General features: G+C 70.4%; 25 protein-coding genes and 1 pseudogene. 5 read left to right on the top strand and 21 right to left on the bottom strand.

Features of this window, described 5'->3' with window-relative positions; translation table 11 throughout:
- Window positions 1-23: 23 nt before the first annotated feature.
- From ACFYZB_RS33155 to ACFYZB_RS33145, 3 genes are all read right to left on the bottom strand, one after another.
- Window positions 24-335, bottom strand: a complete 312-nt coding sequence (locus ACFYZB_RS33155; RefSeq protein ID WP_388764828.1) for a hypothetical protein — start codon at window positions 333-335, stop codon at window positions 24-26.
- Window positions 336-446: 111 nt separating this feature from the next.
- Entirely contained in the window at window positions 447-938 is a 492-nt protein-coding gene (locus ACFYZB_RS33150) for a GNAT family N-acetyltransferase (RefSeq protein ID WP_388764826.1), read from the bottom strand.
- 47 nt (window positions 939-985) lie between these two features.
- On the bottom strand, window positions 986-1,945 hold the full coding sequence (locus tag ACFYZB_RS33145; protein ID WP_388764824.1) for an LLM class flavin-dependent oxidoreductase: 960 nt from the start codon (window positions 1,943-1,945) through the stop codon (window positions 986-988).
- Here ACFYZB_RS33145 and ACFYZB_RS33140 point away from each other — a divergent pair, their 5' ends adjacent.
- Both ACFYZB_RS33140 and ACFYZB_RS33135 read left to right on the top strand, forming a co-directional pair.
- On the top strand, window positions 1,946-2,332 hold the full coding sequence (locus tag ACFYZB_RS33140) for a DUF192 domain-containing protein (protein WP_388764822.1): 387 nt from the start codon (window positions 1,946-1,948) through the stop codon (window positions 2,330-2,332).
- 63 nt (window positions 2,333-2,395) lie between these two features.
- Window positions 2,396-2,818: a DUF3224 domain-containing protein gene (locus ACFYZB_RS33135; protein ID WP_388764821.1), complete on the top strand. Its 423-nt coding sequence runs from the start codon at window positions 2,396-2,398 to the stop codon at window positions 2,816-2,818.
- 138 nt (window positions 2,819-2,956) lie between these two features.
- On the opposite strand, the gene ACFYZB_RS33130 is transcribed toward ACFYZB_RS33135, so the two are convergent.
- The 14 genes from ACFYZB_RS33130 to ACFYZB_RS33065 all read right to left on the bottom strand — a co-directional run bounded on the left by ACFYZB_RS33130 (window position 2,957) and on the right by ACFYZB_RS33065 (window position 14,116).
- On the bottom strand, window positions 2,957-3,577 hold the full coding sequence (locus tag ACFYZB_RS33130) for an OmpA family protein (protein ID WP_388764820.1): 621 nt from the start codon (window positions 3,575-3,577) through the stop codon (window positions 2,957-2,959).
- Window positions 3,578-3,582: 5 nt separating this feature from the next.
- Entirely contained in the window at window positions 3,583-4,164 is a 582-nt protein-coding gene (locus tag ACFYZB_RS33125) for a hypothetical protein (protein WP_388764817.1), read from the bottom strand.
- A 34-nt stretch (window positions 4,165-4,198) separates the two neighbouring features.
- The gene (locus ACFYZB_RS33120; RefSeq protein ID WP_388764933.1) at window positions 4,199-4,783 is read right to left on the bottom strand and encodes a pilus assembly protein TadG-related protein; all 585 of its coding nucleotides are present in this window, start codon (window positions 4,781-4,783) and stop codon (window positions 4,199-4,201) included.
- The gene (locus tag ACFYZB_RS33115; RefSeq protein WP_388764816.1) at window positions 4,780-4,977 is read right to left on the bottom strand and encodes a Flp family type IVb pilin; all 198 of its coding nucleotides are present in this window, start codon (window positions 4,975-4,977) and stop codon (window positions 4,780-4,782) included. The genes ACFYZB_RS33120 and ACFYZB_RS33115 overlap by 4 nt, the downstream gene beginning before the upstream one ends.
- Before the next feature lie 119 nt (window positions 4,978-5,096).
- Window positions 5,097-5,849, bottom strand: a complete 753-nt coding sequence (locus tag ACFYZB_RS33110; RefSeq protein WP_388764814.1) for a response regulator — start codon at window positions 5,847-5,849, stop codon at window positions 5,097-5,099.
- Complete coding sequence (locus tag ACFYZB_RS33105; protein ID WP_388764812.1) at window positions 5,836-7,152, bottom strand: sensor histidine kinase; 1,317 nt, start codon at window positions 7,150-7,152, stop codon at window positions 5,836-5,838. Before ACFYZB_RS33105 ends, ACFYZB_RS33110 begins: the two co-directional genes overlap by 14 nt.
- A gap of 120 nt (window positions 7,153-7,272) precedes the next feature.
- Window positions 7,273-8,160, bottom strand: coding sequence for a DUF5936 domain-containing protein (locus ACFYZB_RS33100; protein WP_388764931.1), 888 nt, complete (start codon window positions 8,158-8,160; stop codon window positions 7,273-7,275).
- 16 nt (window positions 8,161-8,176) lie between these two features.
- A complete protein-coding gene (locus ACFYZB_RS33095) occupies window positions 8,177-9,121 on the bottom strand; it encodes a type II secretion system F family protein (protein WP_388764811.1) in 945 nt (314 codons plus the stop codon).
- A gap of 5 nt (window positions 9,122-9,126) precedes the next feature.
- Window positions 9,127-10,464: a CpaF family protein gene (locus ACFYZB_RS33090; protein WP_388764809.1), complete on the bottom strand. Its 1,338-nt coding sequence runs from the start codon at window positions 10,462-10,464 to the stop codon at window positions 9,127-9,129.
- A 16-nt stretch (window positions 10,465-10,480) separates the two neighbouring features.
- Window positions 10,481-10,825 carry a TadE/TadG family type IV pilus assembly protein gene (locus ACFYZB_RS33085; RefSeq protein ID WP_388764807.1) on the bottom strand — a complete coding sequence of 115 codons (345 nt, stop codon included), beginning with the start codon at window positions 10,823-10,825 and terminating at the stop codon, window positions 10,481-10,483.
- Between the two features lies 1 nt (window position 10,826).
- On the bottom strand, window positions 10,827-11,207 hold the full coding sequence (locus tag ACFYZB_RS33080; RefSeq protein WP_388764805.1) for a TadE/TadG family type IV pilus assembly protein: 381 nt from the start codon (window positions 11,205-11,207) through the stop codon (window positions 10,827-10,829).
- A 7-nt stretch (window positions 11,208-11,214) separates the two neighbouring features.
- Complete coding sequence (locus ACFYZB_RS33075) at window positions 11,215-12,456, bottom strand: CpaE family protein (RefSeq protein WP_388764803.1); 1,242 nt, start codon at window positions 12,454-12,456, stop codon at window positions 11,215-11,217.
- A gap of 12 nt (window positions 12,457-12,468) precedes the next feature.
- A complete protein-coding gene (cpaB, locus tag ACFYZB_RS33070; protein ID WP_388764801.1) occupies window positions 12,469-13,176 on the bottom strand; it encodes a Flp pilus assembly protein CpaB in 708 nt (235 codons plus the stop codon).
- A 58-nt stretch (window positions 13,177-13,234) separates the two neighbouring features.
- On the bottom strand, window positions 13,235-14,116 hold the full coding sequence (locus ACFYZB_RS33065) for a hypothetical protein (protein ID WP_388764799.1): 882 nt from the start codon (window positions 14,114-14,116) through the stop codon (window positions 13,235-13,237).
- A gap of 301 nt (window positions 14,117-14,417) precedes the next feature.
- Here ACFYZB_RS33065 and ACFYZB_RS33060 point away from each other — a divergent pair, with 301 nt between their 5' ends.
- Complete coding sequence (locus tag ACFYZB_RS33060; RefSeq protein WP_388764797.1) at window positions 14,418-16,142, top strand: chitinase; 1,725 nt, start codon at window positions 14,418-14,420, stop codon at window positions 16,140-16,142.
- An 82-nt stretch (window positions 16,143-16,224) separates the two neighbouring features.
- On the opposite strand, the gene ACFYZB_RS33055 is transcribed toward ACFYZB_RS33060, so the two are convergent.
- Window positions 16,225-17,904 carry a hypothetical protein gene (locus ACFYZB_RS33055; protein ID WP_388764795.1) on the bottom strand — a complete coding sequence of 560 codons (1,680 nt, stop codon included), beginning with the start codon at window positions 17,902-17,904 and terminating at the stop codon, window positions 16,225-16,227.
- 120 nt (window positions 17,905-18,024) lie between these two features.
- A pseudogene (locus ACFYZB_RS33050) lies at window positions 18,025-18,445 on the bottom strand (ATP-binding protein).
- Between the two features lie 205 nt (window positions 18,446-18,650).
- Between ACFYZB_RS33050 and ACFYZB_RS33045 the strand changes: the two are divergent.
- Together ACFYZB_RS33045 and ACFYZB_RS33040 are read left to right on the top strand one after the other, a co-directional pair.
- Window positions 18,651-19,502, top strand: coding sequence for a helix-turn-helix domain-containing protein (locus ACFYZB_RS33045; protein ID WP_388764794.1), 852 nt, complete (start codon window positions 18,651-18,653; stop codon window positions 19,500-19,502).
- 7 nt (window positions 19,503-19,509) lie between these two features.
- Window positions 19,510-19,752 carry a DUF397 domain-containing protein gene (locus ACFYZB_RS33040; protein ID WP_388764792.1) on the top strand — a complete coding sequence of 81 codons (243 nt, stop codon included), beginning with the start codon at window positions 19,510-19,512 and terminating at the stop codon, window positions 19,750-19,752.
- Here the strand turns inward: ACFYZB_RS33040 and ACFYZB_RS33035 are convergent.
- Both ACFYZB_RS33035 and ACFYZB_RS33030 read right to left on the bottom strand, forming a co-directional pair.
- Window positions 19,670-20,239: a hypothetical protein gene (locus tag ACFYZB_RS33035; protein WP_388764790.1), complete on the bottom strand. Its 570-nt coding sequence runs from the start codon at window positions 20,237-20,239 to the stop codon at window positions 19,670-19,672. The two genes, ACFYZB_RS33040 and ACFYZB_RS33035, sit on opposite strands and share 83 nt — an antisense overlap.
- Before the next feature lie 73 nt (window positions 20,240-20,312).
- Window positions 20,313-21,791, bottom strand: a complete 1,479-nt coding sequence (locus ACFYZB_RS33030; RefSeq protein WP_388764789.1) for a GntP family permease — start codon at window positions 21,789-21,791, stop codon at window positions 20,313-20,315.
- Window positions 21,792-21,861 lie beyond the last annotated feature (70 nt).

Raw genomic sequence — 21,861 nt, 5'->3', positions numbered from 1 at the left:
AGGGCGGGGCGGCCCGGCGCGCGTCACCCACGCGGGCCGGCCGAAGGCGGGGCGGCGAGGGCGTAGGCCGCCTCGGAGGGCGGGGCGGTGAGCAGCCCGGTGTCCAGCAACCGCCGGGCCTCCCGCGCGCCCGCACCCTCCGCCACCCGCTCCGGTCCGTACCGCACCTCCCACGGCCGCATGAGCAGCGCGCCGAACCGGGCGAGCGGCCGCAACGGCCCCTCCAGGGGGCTCTCGCGCCGTGCCCAGCGGGCCGCGATCGCGCCGCCGGCCTCCGGAACCCGCTCGATGCCACGCCATCCGTCGTCGGCGGCGGCGTGGACGACGTGCGGCACATGGGCGTGGACCAGCGTGCCGGCCGGCTGACCGGGCGAGGCGGCCGTCTCCCGGCCCGCAGGGCCTCCCAGGTCGGCTCGAAGGGCAGCTGCCAGGGGCGGGGATCGGGGTCATGGGGTCCGCGCCGGCCCGCCGAGCACGAGGAGGATGTGCTCGTCCTCTCCGTGCCGGACGGTTCCGGCCCGCTCGAAGCCGTGTCTCTCCAGCAGACGGACGGAGGCGGTGTTGCCGCCGAACGGGTCGGCGTACAGCGGCCGTACGCGCTCCAGCTCCAGGAAGAGCCCGAGCGCGCGCGTGCCGACGCCCCGTGCCCAGTACGGACGCCCGAGCCAGTAGCCCACGAACCGCCGCTTGGCGTCCGCCGTCCAGGAGACGACGCTCCCGGCGACCTCGCCGCCCACGGTGACGGTCCGCACGAGGCAGTCGGGATCGCCGAGGACCCGCTCGCGCCAGTGTCTGAGGAAGGCGTCCCGCGGCCGGGGGGTGAACCTCGACCGCCGGACGGCTTCCGGGTCGTGCTCAAAGGCGAGGAGGACGTGCAGATCGTCGTCCGTGACAGCCCGCAGACTCACTTCACTGTGCTCTCCGTGCTCACCGGTCATGGGAGGCAGTGTGGCAGCGGCCTCTGACAACGCCTCGCCACCTGCGGTTACGGCACCAGCGGGCGTACCTCCTCGGCGGCGAACCGCACGAAGGCCTCCGGGTCGGGCTCGCCGGCGGTCGGCTGCAGCACGACGGTGTCGGCACCGGCCTCGGCGAGCCGCCGTACGGCAGCGGCCACGGTGTCCGCGTCCCCCGCCACGCCCACGTCCGTGGACGACTCCAGCCCTTCGTCGGCGAGTTCGGCCCGCAGCCGGGCGCCGGCGTCGGGGCCCGTGGCGGCGAGCAGATAGACGACCACGGGGTGCTGCTCCCCGCGCCCGGAATCCTTCTGCCCCTCCTCGATGAGTTGCCGGGCCTGCCGTACGCCGTCCGGGGAGGTGGCGGCGGTGAGGACCGTACCGTCGGCCCTGGCGCCGGAGAGGCGGAGGGTGCGTGGCCCGGTGGCGCCGGCGAACACGGGCACGGCCTGCTGCGGCGGCCAGTCGAGCGCGACGTCGTCGAGGGAGACGTACCGCCCCCGCACGGTGAGCCGCTCCCCGCCCAACAGGGCGCGCAGGGCGTCGAGATGCTCGCCGAGGAGAGTGAGGGGCGAGGCGGGGCGGGCGCCGACCTGGCCCATCCAGTCCTGTACCCCGTGCCCGACGACGACGGTGGCCCGCCCCGGGAACATCCGGTGCAGGGAGGCGGCCTCCATGGCGGTGAGCGCCACGTTCCTCAGGGGCACGGGCAGCAGCCCGACACCGACCCGCACCCGCTCGGTCCAGGCGAGCGCCGCGGCGGCGGTCGCCATCCCGCCCTCCCGGAAACAGTCCTCCCACAACCACAGTTCCTCGAGCCCTGCTTCGTCCGCCGCGCGGGCCACCGCCCGCAGCCGCTCGGGCGGAAGCTGGGGGCGGAAGACGACACCGAGTCCAGTCATGGACCTCTTCCTAGTGGGGAGGACGTGGGGTGACAACAGGTTTTGGCCGACGGAGAGTTGTCGGCACCGAGGCGCGCGGGAGGGCACATGGGAAGACGCTGGCGGGACGGTCCGGGCAGCCTGATCGTGCCGCGGGACGAGGGCGGCGAGGCCCCGACGGCCGCCCCGCTGGTCCTCCCCCTGGAGATCGCGGCCTCCTACCGGGCCCGGACGAGGGGTCTGCTGGGCCGGGACTCGATCGCCGGGGCGATGCTGCTGTCCCCGGCGAGCGGTGTGCACACCTTCGGCATGCGCATCCCGATCGACGTCGCCTACCTGGACCGCCGCCTGACCGTCCTCGCGGTCCGCACGATGCGGCCGGGCCGCCTGGGCCTGCCCCGGCTCCGGGCCCGGCACGTACTGGAGGCGGAGGCGGGGGCGATGGCGGGGTGGGGGCTGCGGGCGGGGGTTCCGCTGAGCATCGAGACGGCGTAACGGGTTCCGCGGCCTGTCCGGCCCGTACCGGGCGTTGTCAGTGGTGCGTCCTAGCATCGCGGCATGAGAGCTTCAGGGACGTTCAAGGTCGAGGAGTTCACTCCGGCGGACGTGCGGCTGCCGGAGCCGGTGGTCGAGACGGCGGTGCCGGTCGGGGTGGCCACGATGCGCAAGCGGTACGAGGGTGAGGTCGCCGGGGTGTCGCAGACCCTGTTCACCGCGGCGTACGACCAGTCCAGCGGCACCGGCACGTACGTCGCCATGGAGTCCTTCGAGGGGAGCCTCGGCGGGAGAAGCGGCAGCTTCAACTTCGCCCACTCGGCGACGACCCTCGGGGAGGGCAGAGAGGCCGAGTACCTGGTGATCGTGCCGGGCAGCGGGACCGCGGCGCTGGCCGGCATCCGGGGGTCCGGCGGGCTGCGCATCGACGCGGACGGCACCCATCGGATCTGGTTCGAGTACGAGGTGGGCGACGGCGGTTCCTAGAGCGGTGCCGTCGAGGGCGAAGGTCAGCGTCGTGCCACGTGCACGGCTGCCGCGACACCGAGGGCGACTCCGTCGGGCCCGCGTGGGCGACGATCCCGGCGCGCCCGCGCTCAGCCTCGAGTGGCATTCGGTTACTGGTCAGCCCTCCGAGCGGGGGAAGGACACCTCGACGCGGCGGTTCTTCCTCCTTCCCTCCTCGGTGGAGTTGTCGGCGATCGGGTACTGCTCGCCGTAGCCGCGGACCTCGAAGGTGATGTTCGGGTCGTTCAGGTCCTGGTCGAGGACGGCCTGTACGGCGTTGGCGCGTTGCCGGGACAGGACGTCGCCGTGGGCGGAGGAGCCGAGGTTGTCCGTGAAGCCGAAGACGCGGACCTGGGTCGCGTTCTGCTTCTTGATCTCGTCGGCGATGGTGGCGATGCGGCTCTTCGCCTCGTCGCCGAGTTTCGCGCTGTCCTTGCTGAAGAGCACTTCGGCTTGCAGCGCGAAGGTGACATCGGCGTTGGTGTCCTCGCGTCGCTCGTCCCCGCTCTGGTCCTCCACGACCGACTTGATGTCCAGCACCTTGGGCGCGGCGAGGGTGGCGCCCTCGGGGAGCTTGAGGCCGGGGGCGTGTGGGTCGATCTTCACCGGTGCGCCGGCGGACGGTTCGGTGACGGGGGGCTGACTCGGATCGGTGCCGTCCGCGTGGGCGAGGGTGAGGTTGCCGGCGGCCAGCAGGATGGCGGTGGTGAGGGTGAGGGCGAGACGGGGGGTGGTCATGGGGCTCACCCGGAGATCTTGATGGTGGCGGAGGAGAGGGTAGGCAGTTGGAGGGTCACCTCGGTGGTGTCCGTGGGCGGTGAAGGGAACTGCATGAAGACCGGCAGCGACTGCCCTGACTTGAGCGTGCTGAGGCCCGTTGTGGTGAGTGGGCGCCCCTCTGTGTCGCGCAGTACGTAGTAGCGCTTCTTGCCCTTGGAGTCGACAAGCGTGGCTCCACCGAGGGAGGGGCCGTTCTTGGTGATCTCGGTTTCATTGCCGCTGAGGGCGGATGGGATGAGCAGATCACCGGCCCCGTCATTCTTCAGGGTGCCGTTCACGGTGACAAAGCCACCAGAATCACGCTGCACGGAAGTGATCTGGAGAAGCAGGCCATCCGAGCCCTTGAGTTCGGCCAGCGGTTGGTCCGATTGGCCCTCCTGGGGGCTCGGACCGGAGTTGCCGCCCTGGGAAGCGGACGCGGAAGTGTACGGCTTCTTGTCATTGCCGGCGCTCCCGCCGCAGCCGGCCACACCGACAGCCAGACCAGCCGCAACGGTCAATGCGACCATCCCCCTGCGGGCCTTCGCAGTGAACCGCATGCTCATCGCTCCGCTTCCTTCGTCATTGATCGTTCGCTCGTCAGTCGGCCAGGTGGACGTCGAAGAGGTCCTCGGGCTTGGGCAGCCCCGTGGTGTCATCCGGCTTCAGATGCCAGACCTTGTCCTTGCAGGTGAGTTGGAGCAGCTCATTGTTCCCACCGCCCTCACCAGGCAGCGGGGGCTTGCAGAGCGCTTCGATCACGGCAGTTGTGTGGGCAGTCGAATACGTGTTCTCGGTGCCAGGTACAACCGAGTTGCCCACGGGCTTCTTCGCCCTGGCGTCGACCACATACCTCAGCGGCCCATCAGGCGTGCAAGTCGCCGTCGCGTCGTTCTGCGCGGCAAGCTGGACGGCTCGCCCGCAGAAGTCGCCGCCCCCGACGCCGGCAAAGATGGCCTGCCACTTGGCCGGGTCGCGTAGGTTGTCCACCCACTTGCCCGCGAGCTGGTCACGGGTCTTTTGAGCGGCCGCCAGAGCCGCCGCGTCCGCCGCCGTCTGAGTGCCGCTCCGGTTCACCGCAGCCTGGCCGACCGCCAGATAGGCCAACGCAAGAAAGAGCAGGCCTGCCACCACCGTGATGTAGATGGGGAAGGCCTGCCCTGCGTCGCGGTATGGAGGAATCAGCCGCCGGTGACCTGGCTGATCTTGGTCCTGATCGCGTCGAAGATCGTCTGACCGATGCTCGTACCGGTGATCGCCAACACGATCGCCACCACCACTGCGATGATGCCGAGGTACTCCACCGCGGTCTGCCCCCTGTCGCTGCGAGCAACACGAGCCTGCAGATACGCGACGGTGGTGTTGAACCAGTTGTTCATGGTGGTCCCCTCCGGACTCGCCTCCGATCCGGGCAACGTACGACCCGACGCTCCGGTCGCCGAAGGGCCCCTGGGCCCAACTCCAGGCCCATTCCACGCGCTTCCCCCACACCCCCACCTCAAGCCACCCCCAACCACTTCGCCGCCGCCTGCGACCGGGTGGTGGTCTGGAGCTTGGCGAAGATGCGGTTGATGTGGTTCTTGACCGTCTTCTCGGAGATGAAGCAGGCGGCGGCGATCTGCTGGTTGGTCATGCCGGACGCGATGAGGTCCATGATCTCCGCCTCCCTCGTGCTCAGCCGGAAACTCGAACGGAATGACTGTGGCATGGAGGATTGCAATTGCGAAAGGACTTGAGGTTCACTTTTCCCTAAAAATTGCGGCACTTGAGGCTCCACATGTGCATCTGCATCCACCCGCAGGGCTGTCAGCAACGCCTTCGCCGCCCCCGGAGTCACATGCGGCCGCCCCTCCCGGACATCCCGTACCGCGCGCACCAGCTGCTCCGTCGTGAACTCGCCGTGGACCAGGTATCCCCCCGCCCCCAGCCGCAACGCCTCCCGCACGGTCTCCGTCTCGTGGCTGTAGGTGAGCATCATGACCGGCGCGAGCCGCACCAGGTGCGGCAATGCCGAGATTCCGTCGACCCCGGGCATGCGGACGTCGAGGAGGATGACGTCCGGGCGGTGTCGTACGGCCGCCTCGTAGGCCTCCCGGCCGTCCGCCGCCTCCGCGACCACCGTGGTGTCCTCGCGCCCCGACAGCAGGGCCGTCAGGCCCGCCCGGACCACGGGGTTGTCGTCGGCCACCAGCAGACGCAAGGGAGGTGGTGGCGAGGGGGCGGCCTCGGGCCAGGGGTCACTGTGCTGCATCGTGCCTCCTCTCGGGGGCCACGGGTGACTGGGGCGGCAGAGACGACACGAGGAATTCCACGCGTACCTCCGTGCCTCGTTCGTGGCCGCCCCGACCGATGCGGATCCGGGCGCCCATCTGCGCGGCCCGCTCCACCATGCCGAGCAGGCCGAAGTGGCCCGCGTCGCGGAGCCGTTCGAGCGTGGTACCGGGCGGGAGGCCCCGGCCGTCGTCGTGGATCGTGAGGCGCAGCAAGTCCCCGTGCAGCGCCGCCCTCATCTCCACGTGGGTCGCGCGCGCGTGGCGGTGGGCGTTCTCCAGCGCTTCCGTGGCGATGGACAGGAGGTGGCGGGCCAGAGGGGCGGGCACCGGGGGGAGACGGTGCGGGTCCAGGTCCGGGAAGGTGACCCGTAGGCCCGTGCGGTCCGTGAAGTCGCCTGCTGCATCGGCCAGTTCCTGCCATACCGTCGTCGCGCCCCCGCCGGGCGGATCCGGCTGCTGTCGCCGCAGATCCGTCAGCAGCTCCCTCGACTCCGCCGCCGCCCTGCGCGCCGAGCGGGACACCAGTTCCGCCTGTTGCCGGATGCGGTCGGGGTCGGGTGTGCCGGAAGAGGCCGTGGCCGCCAGGCCGTCCGCCGCCAGCGCGACGCCGTACAGGGTCTTGGCCACGGAGTCGTGCATCTCGCGGGCCAGCCGGGCGCGTTCCGCGCTCACCGCCTCCGCCGCCGCGAGGCGTGCCTGGACCGCCGTCAGGGCGTGGGTCGCGGCGCCGAAGCGGAGCATCAGGTTGCGCAGGGTCGAACCCATGGCACCGGCGATGACGCACAGGCCGGGGAGGAGCAGCGCTTCCGCCACCGGGGCGTGGCGGTCGGCCTTCAGCGTGGCGTGGACCAGCAGCAGGATCAGGGACTGGAGGGAGGCGAAGAACGCCGCGCCGCGCCAGCTGTAGACCAGGCCCGCCAGCAGCGGGGTGCAGACGCTGACGTAGGCGAGCGTGGTGTCCGGGCCGGCCGAGATCAGCAGGAACGAGCCGAAGAGGGTGTCGGCGGCCAGGAGGCTGGGGTGGCGCAGGAGGAGCGGGCCGAAGCGCTCCCAGTCGCGGAAGAGGACGTAGGACACCATGAAGGTGACGACCACGGCCGCGCCGACCAGGCGGGCACCGAGACCGGGGGCCGCGTGGAGCAGCGCGGCGGGGGCGGCCAGGGCGATCATGGCCAGGCGGAAGCCGAAGACCTGTCGGCACATCGCCTGCAGCGCGCTGATCTGGATCTTCTCGGAGGGTTGGGGCGCGGGTGCGGTACCGGTCGTCGTCTTCCGGCGCATGACAAGACGGCCCGTGGTGCCCCTCGACCGCTCCCGGAGCCGGCCGAGGACTTCCCTCACCCTGCCGCCGAGGAGCGTCCCTCCCCCGCGCCCCGTCAGCCCCGTCACCGTCACGCCCGCTCACTTCCCCGTGAGTGAGCCGAAGTCCACGCCGGAGCCGAGGATCAGGCCGGCGCCCAGCAGCAGCATCGTGGCCGGGACCATGAACGTGGTGATCATCAGCGTGGCCTTCGGCACCGCGCGGGCGGCCTTGCGGCGGGCGTTCTGGGCGTCGGTGCGGCGCATGTCCTTCGCCAGGGAGACCAGCGTGTCGACGATGGGCGCGCCCAGTTCCTCCCCCTGCTGCAGTGCCGTCACGAACATCGCCACCTGTTCGGAGTCGTTGCGCCGACGAAGCTCCGCGAAGGCCTGGCGGCGGCTTATGCCCAGGTCCATCTGGCGCAGGGTGATGCGCAGTTCGTCCGCCCAGGGGCCCTCGTAGCGGGAGGCGACGCGGTCGAGGGCCTGGCGGAAGCCCAGCCCCGCGCTGACCACGACCGCCAGCACGTCCAGGAAGTCGGGCAGCGTGCGCTCGATGACGTCCTTGCGGACCCGGATCGCCGACCAGATGCCGACCTCCGTCCAGAACGCGCCGAACAGCAGAAGCAACAGAGCTACGAACCACTGCCCCCGGAACAAGAACACCAGGCATCCCACGCCGCCGAGCGCGCCGTACACCGCCCGCCGGGCCGCGTAGCGGTCGATGGTCAGGCCGCCGGGGTTGCCGGCGAGGTCGATCTTGCGGCGGTACTTGGCCACCAGGCGCGGGCCCATGAGGCGCAGCACGGCCGGGGCGTAGCGCATGCCCATCCGGTCGATGACCGAGCCGACCGCGCCGGTGCGGGTGGCGCCGACCTCCAGGGCCACCGCCAGGTCACCGGGGAGTTTCGCGTCCGCCCGGTACATCCGGATGCCCGCGAAGGCACCCCAGACGCCGAGGCCCATCAGCAGGGCGAGCAGGAATCCGATCACCGGACCGCCCCCCTCACACGTCGATCCGGCTCAGGCGCCGGATGAGGACGAATCCGACCGCGTACATCGCGAAGGCGATCAGTACACAGGCCTGGCCGACGGGTGAGCCGGTCATGCGGGCCAGCGCGCCGTCCTTGACGCCGTTCATCAGGAAGAGCGCGCCGACGCCCAGGACGGGGACGGCGTACGACGTCATCGTCACCTGACTCAGCTGGGTGCGGATCTCACGCCGGGTCTCCTTGCGTTCCTCCAGGGTCTCGGTCAGGTTCCGCAGGGCCGAGACCACCTGGCCGCCCGCGCGGTTCGACAGGACCAGGGTGGTGACCAGGACGACCAGTTCGCGGGAGGGGAGGCGGTCGGCCAGCTCGCCGAGCGCGTCGTCGAGGGAGTGGCCGATGGCCAACTGGTCCGAGACCTTGGCCAGTTCCTCGCCCGCCGGGGCCTCCAGCTCCTCGGCCGCCATGCCGATCGCGGTGCGCAGGGCGAGGCCCGCCTGGGTGGCGTTGGCCAGGATGCGGGCGAGTTCGGGGAGTTGGTTGATGAAGCGCTCGATGCGTTTCTGGCGCTGCCAGTTGAGGAACTGGACCGCCGCCCCGATGCCGAGCAGGCCAGCGAGCGGGCCGAAGAAGGGGGCCAGGGTGGCCTGGCCGATCAGCCAGAGCGCGGCGACGGTGGCGAGCATGTAGACGAAGAACTCGCCCGGGGTGACGTCCAGGCCGGTCGCCGCCAGGCGCAGCTCCAGCCGGCGGCCCAGGCGGGTGCGGCGCAGTCGCCGGTCCAGGTCGCGGAAGCGGCGCGTGCGGCCGGTCGCCGGGGCCGGGCCGGTGTGGGTGAGGCGGTCCACGAGCGCGTCGCGCTGGGCCCGGCCCGAGGCGTAGGCGTGCACGCCGGCCACCGCCAGGACGCAGGTCAGCAGCGTCACACCGGTGGTGAGCTGGACGAGGGTGTGGAGTTCCATGGGGCCTACCTGGCTTCTCGGGTGGCGAGCTGGTCCACGGAGTGGGCGACTCCGAAGGCCTGCGGGACGGGCTGGCTCGCCATGTAGAGGCGGTCGGCGGTGCGGCGGGGCAGCGGGAAGTACTGGAAGCTGCCGTACACGCGCCCGTCGGGGGTCATGGGCCGGGCGTCGAACCGGGCCACGGTCGCGAGCCGGTACGGCTCGCCGCCGTGGCTGTCGAGGAGGGCGATCTCGGTGATCCGGCGGGCGCCGTCGGCGAACCGGGTGAGCTGGACGATGACGTCGACCGCGCTGTTGATCTGGTCGTGCAGGGCCACGAAGGGCACCTCGACGTCGGACATGGAGGCGAGGGTCTGCAGCCGGGTCAGGGCGTCCTCGGCACTGTTCGCGTGCACCGTCGCCAGCGATCCGTCGTGGCCCGTCGACATCGCCTGGAGCATGTCCAGGGACTCGCCGCCGCGGACCTCACCGACCACGATCCGGTCCGGGCGCATGCGCAGGGAGTTGCGGACCAGGTCGCGGATGGTGACCTGGCCCTTGCCCTCGACGTTCGGCGGCCGCGCCTCCAGCCGGACCACATGCGTCTGCTGGAGCTGGAGCTCGGCGGAGTCCTCGATGGTGATGATGCGCTCGTGGGACGGGATCAGGCCCGACAGCGCGTTCAGCAGGGTCGTCTTTCCCGTGCCCGTGGCGCCGGAGACGATGATGTTGAACTTCGCCTGCACCAGCCCGGCCAGCAGATACACCATGTGCTCGTCCAGCGAGCCGAAGGAGATCAGTTCCTGGAGGGTGAAGGAGCGCGGGAAGCGGCGGATGGTGAGGATCGGCCCGGTGAGGGACAGGGGCGGGATGATGACGTTGACGCGCTCGCCGGAGGGCAGGCGGGCGTCCACCATCGGGTTCGACTCGTCGACACGGCGGTTGACGGTGGACACGATCCGTTCGATGGTCTGCATCAGCTGGTCCGCCGAGACGAACCGCAGGGGCAACTGCTCGACGCGGCCGCCGCGTTCGACGAAGATCGCGTCGGGGCCGTTCACCATGATCTCGGTGATCGAGGCGTCTTCGAGGAGGGGCTCCAGGATTCCGAGGCCCAGTGCCTCGTCCACCACCCGGCGGATCAGCTGCGCGCGCTCCACCGTGGACAGCACCGGGCCCTCACGGCTGATGATGTGCCCGAGCACCCGCTCCAGGCGCGCCCGGCGCTCGGCCGCCGCGAGCGAACTCATCTCCGCGAGGTCGATCTCCTCCAGCAGCTTGGCCCGGTAGGAGGCGACCAGATGCCCGTCCTCGCCCCGGCTGCCGTGCTCCTCCGGAGTGCTGATGCGTGCCCGCAGGCTCATGTCGGCATCTCCTCGCCTAGTGGTCGAGCGGCATGGTGGCGGACTTGGTGGCGTCGCCGAAGTCCCAGACGATGTGCGGGATCCTCACCCTGGCGGTGACGGTGACCGTGCCGTCCCCACCCCCGGTCCGGCCGCACGTCACGGTGAGGGGGCCGCTGACGGCTCGGGAGCACGCCTGCTGGGCGTCCTGCTCCAGAGAAGCCGCCCGCGCCCCCGCCCGGGCCGCCGTACTGGCCTGCTCGGCGGCATAGGCGACGGCTCCGATCTGGATGCCGGCCATGGCCACGATCAGGAGGACCGGGATGAACCCCAGGTACTCGATGGCCACCTGCCCCCGGTCTCTTCCACACCGGTACGACATCTCAGTGCTTCACCTCCTCGACGGCACCGGCGTGGCCGGTCACCGTGGCAGGGAAGTCGATCAGGCCGGGGAAGAGGACGGGGACGTGCAGCTCGACGTCGGCCGTCACATAGCCACTCGGGCTGCAGGTCACTTTGGCACTCCCCCTCCACGCCGCCGACAGGTCCTTCAGCCCCGCCGCCGAGCAGGCCGCCTGCCGTGCACCACCCGGCGCCGCCGCCGTCCCCGCCCGCACCGCCTCGTCCGCAGCATTCCCGGCCAGCGTGAAGGTGTACCCCACGAGCACGGCCTGCCACACCAGCACCAACGTCAGAACGATCAGCGGAGTCATGCCCAGGAACTCGATGCTCACCTGCCCCCGGTCCCCACCCGGCCTCCTCATGGCCCGCTCACTCCTTCCGCCGCCGGAACCCGCCCGGACCACGCCCGCTCCCCCGATGCCCCGCAGCCGTCTCGGCCGCACGCACCAGCCCCAGCTCCCCCGCGAGCCCCCACAGCGCCTGCTTCACCGTGCTCCTGCTGTCGAGCTCATGGGCCCGGCCGGCGTCCACAACGGCCTGAAGTTCCTTGAAGTTGGCGGGAATGGCCGTGCGCGCCACCGCGGTCCCGGTGATGCGCTGCACGAGCGCGGGCTGGATCTCCGTGCTGCGCGAGTGCCGGTTGACGACCACCGTCGTCTCCTCGGCCTTGCGGATCTGCAGCCGGTCCCACATCCGTACGGTCCGTTTGGCGGCGCGGACGGCGATGACGTCCGGCGTGGTGACCAGCAGCGCGAGGTCGGCCATCTCCACCACCGCGGCGCCCGCACCGCTCAGCTGGGCGCCGCAGTCGACGACGACCACCTCGTAGCGGGAGCGCAGGGCGCTGACGATCTGGCGGGCGGCGCGGTCGGTGACCTCCTCGCCGCGTTCGCCCTCGGCGGGGGCGAGGAGCAGGACGAGGCCGGTGTCGTGGCGGAAGACGGCGTCGGCGAGGACGCGGGGCGAGATGTCCGTGATGGCGGCGAGGTCGACCACGGACCGCCGGAACTGGATGTCCAGGTAGGAGGCGATGTCCCCGGTCTGGAGGTCGAGGTCGACCAGGGCCGTGGCCCGGCCGGAGGCCTGTGCGGCGAGGGCCAGCTGGATCGCCGTCAGCGTCGCGCCGGTGCCGCCCTTGGCGCCGCTGACCGTGACGACCGTACCGCCGACCCCGCCGAACATGTCGGAGGCGCCGTGGCCGAGATGACGCCGTACCCCCGTCGACCACTGGGCGACCGCCTGGACCCGGCTGGCGAGCTCCTCGTACGACAGCGGGAGCGCGACCAGGCCGCGGGCGCCGGAGTCCATGGCGGCGGAGAACAGACCGGGGCCGGCATCGGTGGTGACGAGGATGACGCCGACGGCGGGGAAGCGGAGCGCGACCTCGCGGATCAGTTCCAGGGCCGGGACCGGGCCGATCCGCTCGTGGACGACGACGACTTCCGGGAGTTCGTCCACGGACTCGGCGGCGAGCCGGGCGAGGGTGTCGACCAGCTGGGTGGAGTCGACGACCGGTGGCTGTGGTTCGGCGTCGGGGAGCTGGCTGAGCAGGGTGATGAGGGAGCGTACGGCGTCCGGGTCGGCTCCCGCCGGGAGGATCCTGGTAGGCATGCGGGCCGCCTCTCACTTGTCCGTCGCGAGTTCGTAGGTGCGGTCCCTGTCCGGGACGCTGGTCTCGCCGCCGGGCGCCACCAGGGCGAGCCGGACGCGCTGGGCGAAGGACTCGGCGTAGGTGATGCGCTGGGCGTCGAGGGTGGACAGCGCGAAGGTGATGGGGACGGCCTCACTGGGCTGCTGCTGGTTCTTGCTCTGGTCCGGGTCGAGGGCGGTGATCTGGCCGACGTCGAGGACCCGGGCGTCGGTGACGATGATCTTCGACTGGTCCGGGTCGCCTTCCTTCTTTCCGGCGAAGGTGGCGTACACGTTGACGTGCGATCCCGGGGTGATCTTCCCCGCCACACCGGTCGCCGCGTCGATCATGATCGCGACCTCCTGCTGTCCGGGCTGGAGGGCGGGCTGGTCGACGACCATGTCGGTCTGGAGCAGGGAGCCCTTGCGCAGGGTGGTGACCGCGATCTTGCCCTGGATCTGCCGCAGGTCCGTGACCGCGTTGCCGGACAGCCACCGCCGGGGCATCTCGATCTTCTCGAACTGGCCCGCGTCCAGGGTGGTGTACGGCTTCACGTCGGACCGCACCCGATAGGCGGTGACCTCCGGCCCGACCTTGGAATCGACGTCGTGGACGACGGAGAGCACGCCGGCGAACGCGCCGAGAGCGCACAGGACCGACAGGATCAGGAGTATCACGCCGCGGCGCTGACGGGAGTTCATGAACCGTGCAACCTCATTGGGGGAATCGGTCGAGCGGGCTGGGGACGTGCGGGGCGGGTCAGGCGGGCGTGCGCTGTTCCAGGGCGCGGGGGGCTTCGGGTTCGTAGGCGGGCGGGGTGGCGGAGCAGAAGACACAGCGGTCGCCGATGACGTCCAGGCCGCACCAGTGACAGGCGGTCTGCCGTACCGACGTGACCAGTTGGTACAGGACGGACAGATCGGCGAGGTAGCTGCAGAACTCGGTCATGCGGGCCGTCCCCCACCACACGGGGGACTCGGCGGGCAGCGGGACCTCGCGCAGCCCGTGCACACTCCACTGCCCGGCGAGCCCGGCGACCCAGTCACCCTGCAGTTGTCCCCTGGCGACGAGCATCCAGGTGTTGAACTCGGGCCCCTTGAGGGTGACACCGGGCGCCACGCGCTCCAGCTGCGGCTCGGGATGCGCGAGTACGGCGAACTGGCTGCCGGGGACCCAGGACTTGGCGTGCGCCTTCAGCCCGACCGGCACCCGGTCCAGCCTGGCGACCGAGCCGAGCACGGCCCCGGCGTGGATGTAGTGGGTGAGCAGCCGCCCGGCGGAGGCGAGCACGCCCGGACTGAGATCGCAGGAGGCCAGTTGCCGCAGCTGCCGGGCGAGCACGGCGATGCCGAGGGGCGGAAGCGCGGGCCGGAACAGGGCGATGCGGTCGCTCTCCAGCAGCGAGCGCAGGGTGTGCAGCCGCCGTACGACACGCTCCGGCGTGGCGGTCGAGCAGACGACGACCAGGTATCCGTACTGCTCGGTCAGGGTGTGCAGTTCGGTGAGCGCGTGCTCCAGGGGCCGCTGGTCGAGGCCGCCGAGCACGACGGCCGGCATGGTCCGTTCGTCCTGTGCCGGCAGTGCCATGTCGGCACTGGTCACGGCAATGGCAGTTGGCACGCGCAGCTCCCCGCTCTTCACACCCGCCGGCCCACGGAGGTAACTCCCGTGCGCCGGGACGACTTCACTGCGTGACTACGTGAGCACTGTATCCACGGCCGTATGACCGGAGAACAGCGTTTGTGAAGCTCGCGTGGAACTCTCCAGGTACAACTCCGGCCAAATACGGACAGCTTGAGCCATGACCCGGAATCGGTTTTGGTCTGGACCTCTTGACACCCCGGATTGGTCTGGACCAACTTGTATGCCCAACGGTGGCCACCGCATCTCCCCCTCCCTCAACGGCTCCCTCTCCGACGCCACTTCCCCACCGGAGGCCCCAGTGGACCATGCACCAGGCATACCCAGACCCCGCGGACGGCGAATCACCCTGTGGTCCGCCGCCACGGCGCTGGCCCTCTCCGTGGCAGGCCTCACCGCGGCCGCCGGCCCCGCCTCCGCGGCGGACGTGAACAACGTGAGGAACGCGGGCTTCGAGTCGGGCCTGTCCGGCTGGACGTGCACGGCCGGCAGCGGCACGACGGTCTCCTCCCCGGTGCACTCCGGCTCCTCCGCCCTGAAGGCGACCCCGGCCGGGCAGGACGACGCCCAGTGCACGCAGACGGTCGCGGTCCAGCCCGACTCGACGTACACGCTGAGCGCGTGGGTGCAGGGCGGCTACTCCTACCTGGGCGTGACGGGCACGGGCACGACGGACGTGTCCACGTGGACGCCGGACACCTCCGCCTGGAAGCAGCTGTCGACGACGTTCACGACAGGCGCGTCGACGACGTCGGTCACGATCTACACGCACGGCTGGTACGGCCAGGCCGCCTACTACGCCGACGACGTCTCGGTGTACGGCCCCGACGGAGGCGGAGGCGGAACCCCGACGCCCACGGTCCCCTCGGCCCCCACCGGCCTGACGGTCTCGGGCACGGCCTCCTCCTCGGTCTCCCTGTCCTGGTCCCCGGTGTCGGGCGCGACGGGCTACAACGTCTACCGCGACGGCACGAAGGTGACGGCGGTGACGGGAACGTCGGCCACGGTGACGGGCCTGACGCCGTCGACCTCGTACTCCTTCCAGGTGACGGCGACGAACGCGGCGGGCGAGTCGGCGAAGTCCGCTTCGGTGACGGCCACGACGACCTCCGGAGGCAGCAGTGGCGGTGGCGGTGGCTCCCTGCCCAAGCACGCGGTGACCGGCTACTGGCAGAACTTCAACAACGGCGCGACGGTCCAGAAACTCGCGGAGGTGCCGTCGTCGTACGACATCATCGCGGTGGCCTTCGCGGACGCCACGTCGACGCCGGGTGCCGTGACCTTCAACCTGGACTCGTCCGGTCTGGGCGGCTACACGGTGGACCAGTTCAAGGCGGACATCAGGGCCAAGCAGGCGGCCGGCAAGAAGGTCGTCATCTCGATCGGCGGCCAGAACGGCACGGTCTCGGTGAGCGACTCGACGTCGGCGGCGAACTTCGCGAACTCCGTCTACTCCCTCATGCAGACGTACGGCTTCGACGGCGTCGACATCGACCTGGAGAACGGCCTCGACGCGACGTACATGTCCCAGGCGCTGCGCGCCCTGTCCGCGAAGGCCGGCTCGTCCCTGATCCTCACGATGGCCCCGCAGACGATCGACATGCAGTCGACGTCGAACGCGTACTTCCAGACGGCCCTGAACGTGAAGGACATCCTCACGGTCGTCAACATGCAGTACTACAACAGCGGTTCCATGCTGGGCTGCGACGGCAAGGTGTACAGCCAGGGGTCCGTGGACTTCCTGACGGCCCTGGCCTGCATCCAGCTCCAGGGCGGCCTCGCCCCGTCCCAGGTCGGCCTGGGCCTCCCCGCGTCGACGAGCGCGGCGGGCAGCGGCTACGTCTCGCCGTCCGTGGTCGACAACGCCCTGGACTGCCTGACCGCCGGCACCAACTGCGGCTCCTTCAAGCCGTCCAGGACCTATCCCGACCTGCGGGGCGCGATGACCTGGTCGACGAACTGGGACGCCTCGGCGGGGAACGCGTGGTCGAGTGCGGTGGGGGCGCATATGCACGCACTGCCGTGACCCGAGATCCCTCTGGTGAGGTGACGACGCCCGGGCCCTGGGAAGGACCCGGGCGTTGCTGCATGTCGACGCAGGTGGACGGTCAGTTGGCGGTGAGGGTCTCGGTGACGCGCGTCAGAGTGGCCGGGGCGGTGCTGGACAGGTTGGTGACCAGGTTGGCCGTGACCGTTCCGCCCGCGGAAACGGCCCACAGGTCGGGTACGCCGTCGCGGTTGGCGTCGGCGGCCTGCAGGGTCAGTGCGGCTCCGGTGTTCCACCCGGTGGCGACCGGATATGCGGTGTACGTGAGATGGCCGGTGTTCGGGTCGGCGGCCAGGTTCTTCCACAGGTCGAGTTCGCCGGTGGACTTCTTCCACAGGAACATCGCGGTGCTGCTCCCACCATCCGCGGCAGGCAGCTGCATGGTGGCGAGAGCCCAGTTGTTCCAGTCCGCGGTGCCGTCGGGCGTGCTGGCGTTGAGCGCGACGGGGAACTGGTAGTTGCCGGCGCCGGCGCTGCTCGGGTAGAGGTTGAGGGCGTAACCGTTGACGCTGTCGCCGGAGACGCCTATGAGGTCGGGGAACCCGGTGTTGCCGCCGGAGGTGTTTCCGGCGTTGGAGAGCTGGACGGGATTGTCACCGTTGATGTCCTGGAACGCACCGGCCGGGACGCTGACGGCGTTCCCGCCGACCGGGTTGAGCGGCGAGCCGTCTCCGTTGCCCTTGATGATCACGCCGCCGCCCGCGTCGTTGCCACCGGGGTAGTAGACCAGCACGTCCTGTTCGGTGCCGCCGGTGAAGCGCCCGGTGACGACCGCTGAGCCGTCGAAGTCCGCAGGCGAGCCGTTGGTGTTCAAGCCGTTGCCGTTGACGCCGATGTCGGCCGGTGAGGTACTGGCGTGCCCATCACCAGTACCGGGGGCCAGCCACAGCCCCGGGGGAAGTCCGTTCTGGGCGCCGACGGTGAGCAGGTCGGGGATGCCGTCGCCGGTCAGGTCGCCGTCGGTTTGATCGGTCGAGGGCGCGGCCGAGTTGAAGGAAATGGTCGCCGTCCCGCCGAAGTTGCCTCCTGCGGACATGCCGGTGACCGAGAGCGTGTTGGTGCGGCTGGTCGGGGTGACCGTGATGGTGGCATTGCCGGTGGTGTCAGCGGTCACGGTGGCCGGGGCGCCTCCGTTGAACTGATACTGGTAACGGCTCGGTACGGTCCCGCCACCGGGCGCGGTGACGGCGATGCTCAACGGCTGCCCGACGGTGGACGCCCCGGGCTGGGCGATCACGGGCGTACCCGGGCGCGTCGGGTCGAAGGAGAAGTGGCAGATGGTCGACCAGGCGCCGGTGCGGTGGAAGTCGGTGGCCCGGACCTTCCAGTCGAACTCGGTGACGGAACCGCCTGCCGCCGACTCCAGAGTGGCCTTCGGGATGACGTAGACGGCCGTGCTGCCGGATTGAGCGGTCAGCTTCGCCGGGTCCGTCTCGGCGATCGCGTCACCGGATTCGCTTCCGTGCGGCGACAGGCGGAAGTCGACGCCCAGAGTGCCGCCGTCGGGGTCCGAGACCTTCGCGTACAGGGTGACGTCACCGTCGCCCACGAGGGTGTCGCCCTGGCAGGAGGTGGCCGGGGAGGTGCTCAGGTCGGTCGGAGCAGCCGGGGGTGTGTCCTGCGTCGCGGCCAGCGCCGCGGTCGGCTGGACGATCCCCGCAGCCGTTATCAGCAGGCCGAGCGCTGCCGTCGCGGTGACGGCACGTCCCGGACGGGGTCTGTGCGAGGAGGACGAGTCCACGAAGTCGTCGCCTTTCCGAGGGGGCCGGACGGCCCCGAGTGGAGTCAAGTTACGGCATGGACCACGGCGGTTCGCAGGGGCCCCGGCGGACTGTCCGCCCTGGTCACGAGGGGACCATCGTCACGCGGCCCCCAGCTCGCACCACACGCACTTGCCGCGGTCCCCGAACCTGGCCGCCGGCTGCCACCCCCAGTACTCCGCGCAGGCCTCCACCAGCCCCAGCCCCCCGCCCGTCCTCCAGCTCCCCCACCTGTTCCAGTGGACGCGGCGGATCCGGCGGCGCCGGGTCGCTGTCCCACGCCCCGATCCACACGGTGCCCTCCGGGGTTCGGCGGACCCTGAGCGCGGCCGGTCCCTTGGTGTGGCGTACGGCGTTGGACACCAACTCCGTCGCCAGCAGCTCCGCCGTGTCCACCAGGCCGATCAGACCGTGCAGTGTCAGGATCAGACGCAGGGTGCGGCGGCACACGGTCACGGCTCTGAGGTCGTTCGGGATGTAGAGCGTGTAGTCCCAGGTCTCGATGGGCTCGTTTTCGGGCATGCGTCATCGACTCCAGTCGCTGAGGGGAGTTCGCACGCGGTGGCATTGCCGCGGCCGCCGTGGCAGGACGGAGCGGTGTGCTTCCGCTGGGTGTGCGCTGCGTCACCGACGGTAGGGGTCAAATTTGGTCCCGCGCAAGTCGCTGCCCTAATCTAACCCTCGAACGAGTCGTTCCTTTGGGGCAGTTGAGGCAGAGGAGGATGGCATGCCACGCAGGCGGCAGGCCACTGCGCGCCAGGAGCGCTTGGGTACTGAGCTGCGGAAACTGCGCGAAGCGGCGGGACTCAAGGGACGTGAGGCTGCCGCGCTATTGGGAACAGACTCCGCACAGATCAGCCAGGTAGAGGCGGGCCTCGCGGGGGTCAGCGAGGCCCGCCTTCGCAGAATTGCCGCGCACTACGCCTGCACAGACCAGGAGTTGGTCGATGCCCTTGCGGCGATGACGTCCGATCGAATGCGCGGCTGGTGGGAGGAGTACCAAGGCCGTCTACCCACGTCGTTCCTGGACTTGTCGGAGCTGGAGTACTACGCCGCCCGCCGATGGGACGTGGAATTCCTACATGTGCCCGGCTTGCTTCAGACACAAGACTATGCGCGAGCACTCTTCGCCTCACGCGTTCCCGAACTCCCCGAAGAGGAGCTGGAGCTGCGGGTGCAGCATCGCATGCAGAGGCGCGTCATCTTGGAGAAGGCGCCACCCGTCCCATACGTTGCCGTAGTCCACGAGGCAGCGCTCCGCATGATGGTGAGCAGCCGTGCCTCCTCGCGGACTCAGCTTGCTCGCATCTTGGAGCTTTCAGAAGCAGACCACATCACCGTGCGCGTACTCCCCTTCGACCTGGAACATTTCGCCGACCTGGGCGCCGCCATGGTCTACGCGGCCGGAGCCGTGCCGAAACTGGACACAGTCGTACGCGACGGCCCTCACGGCACGGTCTTCATCGACTCCGAAGCACAGCTGAGCGTCTTCCGAACACATTTCCATAGAGTGGAGGCAGTGTCACTCGACCCCGCCCGGTCGCGTGACTTCATCCACAGACTGGCGAAGGAACTGTGAGGCGCACATGGCCAACCTCGACCATTGGCGGAAGTCGTCCTACTCCGGTGGCGGCGACGGCAACGCCTGCGTGGAAGTCGCCGACCGCCGTACCCACATAGCCATCCGCGACTCCAAAACCCCGGCCAGAGCCACCCTCACCTTCCCGGCCGGAGCCTTCGTCCCCTTCATCGACTCTCTGAAGGGGACTCCTCGGCGTCCTCGAAGTACGCGTCCAGCACCGCGTCCAGCTGCTCGTCCCACTCCTTGAAGAGGGACTTCGACGTCGCCTCGATCTCGATGGGATACCAGCGGCGCTCCGGTGTGTGGACGGTGATCGTGTAGCGCTTGCCGAAGCGGGGGATCTCCGTCTCCACCGCCGCGATCTCGTCCCAGCGGAACTCGCAGGACTCCTCGTCCAGGCGGAGGCGGACGCCCTTGCGGTCGGCCACGATCTTCGCCCGGCGGTCGGAGGCCTCGAAGACCGGGCCGTCCTCGGGGCCGTCGTCGTCCATGCTCGCGTCGGTCTCCGGGGTCTCGCCGGTCTCCGATGTCTCCTCGGGCGCCTTCGAGTCCTCCGGCTCTGCCGACTCCGCCGGCGGCTCCGCGTCCCGCGGCTCCGGCTCGTCCGGCCTCGCCGACGCCGGGGCCGTGATCCCGGGGATGAACGCCGGGTCGAAACCGGCGCCCGTCACGGGCTCGGCCTTCAACGGCTCGGCCCCGGACGGCTTGCTGCTCGCTCCTATGCGCTGCTCCACGGCGGCAGTATGGACGACTTCCCTGTGCCGGAACCAGTCAGCCCGCTCATCCCCGGTATCACTCACGTCACGTTCACACGAACAAACCGACCACCGCCGCCACCGCGAACCCCGCCACCGACAGCACCGACTCCAGCACCGTCCAGGTGCGCAGGGTGTCCCGTTCGCTGATGCCGAAGTACTTGGCCACCATCCAGAAGCCACCGTCGTTGACGTGCGAGGCGAAGATGGAGCCTGCGGAGATCGCCATGATGACCAGGGCCACGAAGGCCTGGGAGTGGTGGCCCTCCGAGAGCAGGGGCGCCACGATGCCCGCCGTCGTCACGATCGCCACCGTCGCCGAGCCCTGCGCCATCCGCAGGACCAGTGAGATCAGGTACGACAGCACGATCACCGGCAGGCCCACGCCGTGGAACGTGTCCGACAGGGCCTGGGCCACGCCGCTCGCCTTCAGTACGGCGCCGAAGACCCCGCCCGCACCGACCACCAGCAGGATATTGCCGACCGGCTTGAGCGAGGAAGTGGACACCGCCTCCAGGGACTTGCGGGACCAGCCTCGGCGGATGCCCAGCAGGTGGTAGGCCATCAGCAACGCGATGGTCAGGGCCACGAACGGGTGGCCGAAGAACTCCAGGACCGAGCGGGTTGGGGACGGGTCCAGGGCGATCGAGGAGAAGGTGGCCGCGAGGATGAGGACCAGGGGCGTGCCGATGATGGCCAGGACCGTGGCGAGCGGGACCGGACGCTCCTGGGGTGCCACTCCCTGGGCGCGCTGTTCGGCCGCGACCGCCCGCTTCGCCTCCTGGGCCGCCTCGGCCATGTCCTGCGGAACGGCGACGAAGATCCGCTGTCCGATCCAGGCGGAGTACGCCCAGGCGGCGAGCACGGCCGGGATGCCGCAGACGATGCCCATGAGGATGACCCAGCCGAGCTGGACGTGCAGGAGGCCTGCGGCGGCGACCGGACCGGGGTGCGGGGGCAGGAAGGCGTGGGTCATGGAGAGGCCGGCCAGCAGGGGAAGGCAGTAGAGGAGGATCGACCTGCCGCCACGCTTCGCCGCCGCGTAGACGAGCGGGGCCAGGACGAAGATACCCACGTCGAAGAAGACCGGGATGCCGAAGACAAGGCCGGTCAGGCCCATGGCCAGGGGCGCGCGCCGCTCGCCGAACAGGGCCAGCAGGCGGGCGGCCAGCACCTCCGCGCCGCCGCTGGCCTCCAGAATCGCACCGAGCATGGTGCCCAGGCCGATGATGATCGCGACGTGGCCGAGGATGCCGCCCATGCCGGACTCGATGGTGGAGACGGCGTCGGAGCGCTGGACCGTGCCGAAGAGCTCGGTGACCGACAGGCCGGCCAGCAGGCCCACGGCTATGGAGACGGCCAGGAGGGCCACGTAGGGCTGCAGCCGGACCTTGATGATCAGGAAGAGCAGCAGGGCTATGCCGAGGGCCGCGACCGTGAGGAGGCCGGGGGTGCCGTCGAGGAGGAGGAGCAGGCCTCCGGTGTGGGGTGGGGCGGCGGGCGCGGCCGCAGCCACGGAAACAACGGACATACGGGGGTCCTCTGGGTAAGTACATGGTGCTTTCGGGCAGGGGGGATCGCGGTACGGCGGCCCGGGGGTG

It is taken from the genome of Streptomyces sp. NPDC001852 (assembly GCF_042891825.1).
Lineage (GTDB): Bacteria > Actinomycetota > Actinomycetes > Streptomycetales > Streptomycetaceae > Streptomyces.
This window is presented reverse-complemented; position numbering and strand designations above follow the sequence as displayed.

What these genes read in the sequence shown, in the direction of transcription:
- ACFYZB_RS33080 (WP_388764805.1), bottom strand. Translation starts at nt 11,207, where the DNA reads ATGAGGAGGCCGGGTGGGGACCGGGGGCAGGTGAGCATCGAGTTCCTG.
- ACFYZB_RS33140 (WP_388764822.1), top strand. Translation starts at nt 1,946, where the DNA reads ATGGGAAGACGCTGGCGGGACGGTCCGGGCAGCCTGATCGTGCCGCGG.
- ACFYZB_RS33095 (WP_388764811.1), bottom strand. Translation starts at nt 9,121, where the DNA reads ATGGAACTCCACACCCTCGTCCAGCTCACCACCGGTGTGACGCTGCTG.
- ACFYZB_RS33085 (WP_388764807.1), bottom strand. Translation starts at nt 10,825, where the DNA reads ATGTCGTACCGGTGTGGAAGAGACCGGGGGCAGGTGGCCATCGAGTAC.
- ACFYZB_RS33150 (WP_388764826.1), bottom strand. Translation starts at nt 938, where the DNA reads ATGACCGGTGAGCACGGAGAGCACAGTGAAGTGAGTCTGCGGGCTGTC.
- ACFYZB_RS33045 (WP_388764794.1), top strand. Translation starts at nt 18,651, where the DNA reads ATGCCACGCAGGCGGCAGGCCACTGCGCGCCAGGAGCGCTTGGGTACT.
- ACFYZB_RS33130 (WP_388764820.1), bottom strand. Translation starts at nt 3,577, where the DNA reads ATGACCACCCCCCGTCTCGCCCTCACCCTCACCACCGCCATCCTGCTG.
- ACFYZB_RS33030 (WP_388764789.1), bottom strand. Translation starts at nt 21,791, where the DNA reads ATGTCCGTTGTTTCCGTGGCTGCGGCCGCGCCCGCCGCCCCACCCCAC.
- ACFYZB_RS33115 (WP_388764816.1), bottom strand. Translation starts at nt 4,977, where the DNA reads ATGAACAACTGGTTCAACACCACCGTCGCGTATCTGCAGGCTCGTGTT.
- ACFYZB_RS33040 (WP_388764792.1), top strand. Translation starts at nt 19,510, where the DNA reads ATGGCCAACCTCGACCATTGGCGGAAGTCGTCCTACTCCGGTGGCGGC.
- ACFYZB_RS33135 (WP_388764821.1), top strand. Translation starts at nt 2,396, where the DNA reads ATGAGAGCTTCAGGGACGTTCAAGGTCGAGGAGTTCACTCCGGCGGAC.
- ACFYZB_RS33090 (WP_388764809.1), bottom strand. Translation starts at nt 10,464, where the DNA reads ATGAGCCTGCGGGCACGCATCAGCACTCCGGAGGAGCACGGCAGCCGG.
- cpaB (WP_388764801.1), bottom strand. Translation starts at nt 13,176, where the DNA reads ATGAACTCCCGTCAGCGCCGCGGCGTGATACTCCTGATCCTGTCGGTC.
- ACFYZB_RS33110 (WP_388764814.1), bottom strand. Translation starts at nt 5,849, where the DNA reads ATGCAGCACAGTGACCCCTGGCCCGAGGCCGCCCCCTCGCCACCACCT.
- ACFYZB_RS33075 (WP_388764803.1), bottom strand. Translation starts at nt 12,456, where the DNA reads ATGCCTACCAGGATCCTCCCGGCGGGAGCCGACCCGGACGCCGTACGC.
- ACFYZB_RS33125 (WP_388764817.1), bottom strand. Translation starts at nt 4,164, where the DNA reads ATGAGCATGCGGTTCACTGCGAAGGCCCGCAGGGGGATGGTCGCATTG.
- ACFYZB_RS33105 (WP_388764812.1), bottom strand. Translation starts at nt 7,152, where the DNA reads ATGCGCCGGAAGACGACGACCGGTACCGCACCCGCGCCCCAACCCTCC.